The following is a 5,174-nucleotide window of genomic DNA, read 5'->3' on the forward strand; positions in this document are numbered from 1 at the left end:
TCGCCGGAGGGCCGGTCGGGTGGGCGCGGCCTACGGGCGCCGCAGGCGCCGCTGGGCCTCGGCCGCGTCGGGGCCCGCCCGCGGCGGCAGCCGCTGCGCAGCCGCGCCGGCCACCGGCCGGCGCGCTCGCCCGGGTCCGGGCCGGAGGCCCGGTGGCGCCACCGGCCGTCGCCACCGCGCCAGCGCGCCGTGGTGCCACGGCGCCAGCGCGGCTCACCGGCGCGGCAGCGCCCAGGTTTTACGGGGGGCACCTTGTCGGGTACTGATCAATAAGCCGTACCGCGTCGTCTCGATGAGGAGATGGGTGATGGGAACGCTGACCAGACGAGCCGGAGTACTCACCGGGACGGCGGTCCTCGCCGCCACGCTCGCCGCCTGCGGAGGATCCGACGCGGACGGCGACGGGGACGCCGTCCACCTGACCATCTCGGCCAACGCGGTGCGCGACGGCAAGAACACCGAGGAGGCGGCCTGGATCGAGGACTGGGTGATCCCCGCCTTCGAGGAGGAACAGCGGGCCGCCGGCGTCGAGGTGGACGTCGAGTTCGAGCCCAGCGGCGTCGACGACGAGCAGTTCAAGACCAGGCTGGCGCTCGACCTCCAGGCCGGTTCAGGTCCCGACATCATGACGCTGGACGGCATCTGGGTCGGCGAGTTCGCCCAGGCCGGCTACCTGGAGCCGCTGCCCGACACCAACTGGGAGGGCTGGGCGCAGATACCCGAGGCCGTCCAGCAACTCGCCTCCTACGAGGACCAGTTGTACGGCATCCCGTTCGGCACCGACGGCCGGGTGCTGTTCTACAACAAGGAGCTGTTCGCGGAGGCCGGGCTGCCCACCGACGACTGGCAGCCCACCAGTTGGGATGAACTCCTCGACGCCGCCGAGGCGTTGAGCGAACTCGACGGCGTCACCCCGATCCAGCTCAACGCCGGCACCACCATGGGCGAGGCCACCACCATGCAGGGCCTGCTGCCGCTGCTCGCCGGCGCCGGCGAGGCCGTCCACGACGACGCCGCCGGCTGGACCGGCGCGAGCGACGGGCTCGTCGCCGCCCTCCAGCTCTACGCGGACGTCTACGACGGCGGCCTGGGCGACCCCGTGCTCCAGCAGGAGGCCCAGGGCCGCGACCGGTCGTTCCAGAAGTTCGCCGACGACGAGATCGGCATCCTCATCGAGGGCGACTACTTCTGGCGCAGCGTGCTCAACCCCGACGGCGGCACGGCCCCGATGGCCGACCGCGACGAGACCGTCGGCTGGGCCCTCATCCCCGCCACCGCGCCGGGGCAGGGCGTCGAGGGCCGGGACTTCGTCAGCATGTCGGGCGGCAGCGTGCGCGCCGTCAACCCCGCCAGCGACCACGCCGAACTCGCCTACGAGCTGCTGACCTTCATGAACTCCGCCGAGGCCATCACGGCCGCCGCCGAGGACAGCGCCCGGATCACCGCCCGCGAGGACGTCAACGCCACCGTGCTCGCCGACGACCCGATGCTCTCCTTCATCGCCGACGAGGTGCTGCCGCTGACCTCCTTCCGGCCGCCGCTCGCCGAGTACCCCCAGGTGTCGGTGCTGCTCCAGGGAGCCACCGGTGCCGTCGCCGCCGGCGAGCGCACGCCCCGGGAGGCCGCCGACGACTACGCCACGGCACTCGAGGAGGTCGTCGGCGGTGCCGGCTGACGCCGCCGGGCTCGGCAGGGCCCGCGCGGCCGCGTTCGTCGCGCCGGCCCTGCTGCTGATCGCCGGCTTCCTCGTCTTCCCCGCCCTGTGGACCGTCTACCTGGGCCTGACCGACTACCGGCTCACCGGCCTGGCCGCCGCCGAGCCCGCCTTCACCGGCCTCGACAACGTCCGACGCGCCCTGGACGAGGAGCAGTTCAGCCACTCGCTCGGACTCACCCTGCAGTTCGTCCTCGGCTCCGCCGTCCTCGGCCAGGCCGTCCTCGGCTTCACCATCGCCTGGCTGCTGCGCGAACGACGCGGCGCGCTACGGCGGTTGGTCGAGGCGCTGGTGCTGCTCGCCTGGATCCTGCCGGGCTCCGTCGTGGCGTTCCTGTGGATCGCGCTGCTCGACCGCGAGGACGGCACCCTCAACGCGCTCCTCGGCACGCCCGGCACGGCCTGGCTGGTCGAGCACCCCATGGCGGCCATCATCGTCTTCAACATCTGGCGCGGCACCGCCTTCTCGATGATGCTCTACGCCGCCGCGCTCGGCTCCGTGCCGCCCTCCCATCTTGAGACCGCGCGTCTTGCCGGCGCCTCCGCCTGGCACCAGCTGCGGGACGTCGTGCTGCCCCGCATCCGGGGCCACGTCCTCACCAACCTGCTGCTGATCAGCCTCTGGACGTTCAACGACTTCACGCCCTTCCTGCTCACCGGCGGCGGCCCGGGCGACGAGACCGAGATCATGCCCGTCTTCATCTACCGGACGGCGCTGTTCAACGGCGAACTCGGCTACGGCGCCGCCCTCTCGGTGCTGATGCTGCTCATCAACCTGGTGATCGCGCTCGTCTACGTGCGGCTGCTGCGCCGGCGGGAGCGTGCCGCGTGAGCCCCCGCGAACTGCTGGCCCACGTCGGCCGCTACACGCTGCTCAGCCTGGTGCTCGCGTTCTTCGCGCTGCCCCTGCTGTGGCTGGCCACCACCCCCTTCGACCGCACCCCCGAGATCGCCGCCTCGCTGCCCGAGTTCACCCTGGCCAACGTCCGCGAGCTGCTGGAGAACGAGAACGCGCTGCGCTCCCTGCGGAACTCCGTGCTGCTGGCCGCCGGCACCGGTGCCCTGGTGGTGACGCTGGGCGCGCTGGCCGCCTACGCCCTCAGCCGGGTCCGGCTCCCGGGCCGCGACGCGCTGCTGTACGCCCTGCTGCTGCTGTCGTCCATCGTCACCGGCACCGCCGCCATGGTTCCGCTGTTCAACCTCGCCTACGAACTCGACCTCATCGACTCCCAGTTGGGCGTCATCCTGGTGCTCACCGGCGGGCTGCTGCCCAGCGCGATCTTCATCCTCAAGGACTTCACCGACGCCACGCCCGCCTCCTACGAGGAGTCCGCCCGCGTCTTCGGCGCCTCACCGCTGCAGATCGTCCGGCACCTCGTCGTCCCACTGATCAGGCCGGGCCTCGCCACCATCGGCGTCTGGTCGGTCGCCCAGGTGTGGGGCAACTTCCTCGTCCCCTTCCTGCTGCTGCGCTCGCCGGAGAAGTCCCCGGCGGCCGTGGTGATGTACACCTTCTACACCGAGGGCGGGCAGCCGGACCTGGCCCTGATCTCCACCTTCTCGCTGCTCTACTCGCTGCCGGTGGTGCTGATGTTCCTGTTCGTCTCGTCCCGGTACGGGTTCCGCTTCCACGGAGGGATCAAGCGCTGATGGCGGCGATCGAACTGACCGGACTCACCAAGGACTACCCGGGCGGCGTCCGCGCCCTCGACTCCCTCGAACTGACTATCGCCGACGGCGAGTTCTTCGCCCTGCTCGGCCCCTCCGGCTGCGGCAAGACCACGATCCTGCGCACCGTCGCGGGACTCGAGCAGGCCACGGCCGGCACGGTCGCCATCGGCGGCGCCGACGTGACCCGGCTGCCGCCGGGGCGGCGCGACGTGGCCATGGTCTTCCAGGACTACGCGCTCTTCCCGCACATGACCGTCACCGACAACGTCGCCTACCCCCTGCGGATCCGCCGCGTCCCGACCGCCGAACGGCGCGCCAGGGCGGCCGACACGGCGGGCCAGCTCGGTCTCGCCAAGCAACTCGACCGACGGCCCGGGCAGTTGTCCGGTGGCCAGCAGCAGCGGGTCGCCCTCGCGCGGGCAATGGCCTGCCACCCGAAGGTCTTCCTCTTCGACGAGCCGCTGTCCAACCTGGACGCCAGGATGCGCCTCGAGGCACGCACCTTCCTGAAGCGGCTGCAACGGGAGCTGGCCGTCACCACCGTCTTCGTCACCCACGACCAGGCGGAGGCGCTGGCACTCGCCGACCGGATCGCGGTGCTCTCCGACGGCCGGGTCCGCCAGGTCGGCACCCCGACGGAGGTGTTCCGCCGCCCCGCCAACACCTTCGTCGCCTCGTTCATCGGCTCCACCCCGATGAACCTACTCGCCGGCACCGTCACGGCCGACGGCCACGTCCAGGTCGGCGACGCGCGGCTGCCGGCACCGGCGGCCGTGGCCGCCCTGCCGGGGGGCACGCCGGTGGTCTACGGCATCCGCCCCGAGTACGTGCGGCTGGTCGCGGGCCCCGCGGCGGACGCCGTCTCGGGCGAGATAACGGTCGTGGAGAACCTGGGCAGCAGCCAGCTGGTCACCCTGGAGGGCCCCGCCGGCACGGTCCAGGCCGTCATCCCCGAGGACGCCGACGCCCGCCCGGGCACGACCGCCCACGCCACCCCCCGCCCCGACCGCGTCCTCCTCTACGACCCGGACGACGACGGCACGCTACTGGCCCATGCGGGCTAGCCCGTCGAGTCCGGCTTCCACTCCTGGGCGAGGAGCCCGAGCAGCACCTCGTCCAGGAACTCGCCCAGCACCCACGCCGAGGAACGCAGCACGCCCTCGCGGACGAAGCCGTTGCGCTCGGCGGCGGTCAGCATCGCGACGTTGTCCGACAGCGTCTCGATCTGCAGCCGGTGCAGGCCGCGCACGACGAAGCCGTAGTGGCACAGCACCGCCACCACGTCGGTGCCGTAGCCCTTGCCACGGGCGGCCGGCAGCAGTCCGAGACCGACGTGCGCCGACCGGCTGTGGTTGTCGATGCCCCACAGGTTCGCGGTGCCGACCAGCGTGTCGTCCTCCAGCTCCACCACGGAGAACGGGACGTTGCTCTCCACGGTGTCGTCCACCACGAGCCGCGCGTCGTTCGAGCCGGGCGTGATCGGCCGCCAGGGCCGGCCCTCGGCCCGCGAGCCGTTGACCACGTCGTCGTAGAGCTCGGCCCGCAGGATCGGGATGTCCTCCTCGTGCCGAGCCCTGAGCCCGACCTTCTTGCCCCTCAACATGCGAGCTTCCTACCCGACCACCCCGCCCCACGGCAAACGATAAAGCGCCCACGGCGCACCGGCGGAGCCGGGAAGGGCGGGTGGGTGGGGGAGCCCTGTCCTCGCCGGCCGATGGCCGCCGCGCCGTTGCGAGCCGGCCGGCGGCCGGCCCGGCGGAGCCGAGAAGGGCGGGTGGGTGGGGGAGCC

Annotated in this window: 5 protein-coding genes; 4 read left to right on the forward strand and 1 reads right to left on the reverse strand. The window is 72.5% G+C overall.

Annotation, left to right across the window (positions count from 1 at the left end; all coding sequences use genetic code 11):
• The first annotated feature begins 307 nt into the window (after positions 1-307).
• From ACFWI8_RS36025 to ACFWI8_RS36040, 4 genes are read left to right on the forward strand one after another with little or no spacing between them, the layout of a single operon-like run.
• Positions 308-1,675: an extracellular solute-binding protein gene (locus tag ACFWI8_RS36025; RefSeq protein ID WP_387100415.1), complete on the forward strand. Its 1,368-nt coding sequence runs from the start codon at positions 308-310 to the stop codon at positions 1,673-1,675.
• Positions 1,665-2,546 (forward strand): carbohydrate ABC transporter permease, encoded by an 882-nt coding sequence (locus ACFWI8_RS36030; RefSeq protein WP_387100418.1) that lies wholly within the window; start codon positions 1,665-1,667, stop codon positions 2,544-2,546. The genes ACFWI8_RS36025 and ACFWI8_RS36030 overlap by 11 nt, the downstream gene beginning before the upstream one ends.
• Entirely contained in the window at positions 2,543-3,364 is an 822-nt protein-coding gene (locus tag ACFWI8_RS36035) for a carbohydrate ABC transporter permease (RefSeq protein WP_387100421.1), read from the forward strand. Before ACFWI8_RS36030 ends, ACFWI8_RS36035 begins: the two co-directional genes overlap by 4 nt.
• Positions 3,364-4,449 carry an ABC transporter ATP-binding protein gene (locus tag ACFWI8_RS36040; protein WP_387100423.1) on the forward strand — a complete coding sequence of 362 codons (1,086 nt, stop codon included), beginning with the start codon at positions 3,364-3,366 and terminating at the stop codon, positions 4,447-4,449. The genes ACFWI8_RS36035 and ACFWI8_RS36040 overlap by 1 nt, the downstream gene beginning before the upstream one ends.
• Here ACFWI8_RS36040 and ACFWI8_RS36045 read toward each other — a convergent pair.
• Entirely contained in the window at positions 4,446-4,988 is a 543-nt protein-coding gene (locus tag ACFWI8_RS36045) for a GNAT family N-acetyltransferase (protein ID WP_387100426.1), read from the reverse strand. The genes ACFWI8_RS36040 and ACFWI8_RS36045 overlap by 4 nt on opposite strands.
• Positions 4,989-5,174 lie beyond the last annotated feature (186 nt).

Source organism: Streptomyces sp. NPDC127098, from assembly GCF_042722465.1.
GTDB lineage: Bacteria > Actinomycetota > Actinomycetes > Streptomycetales > Streptomycetaceae > Streptomyces > Streptomyces millisiae.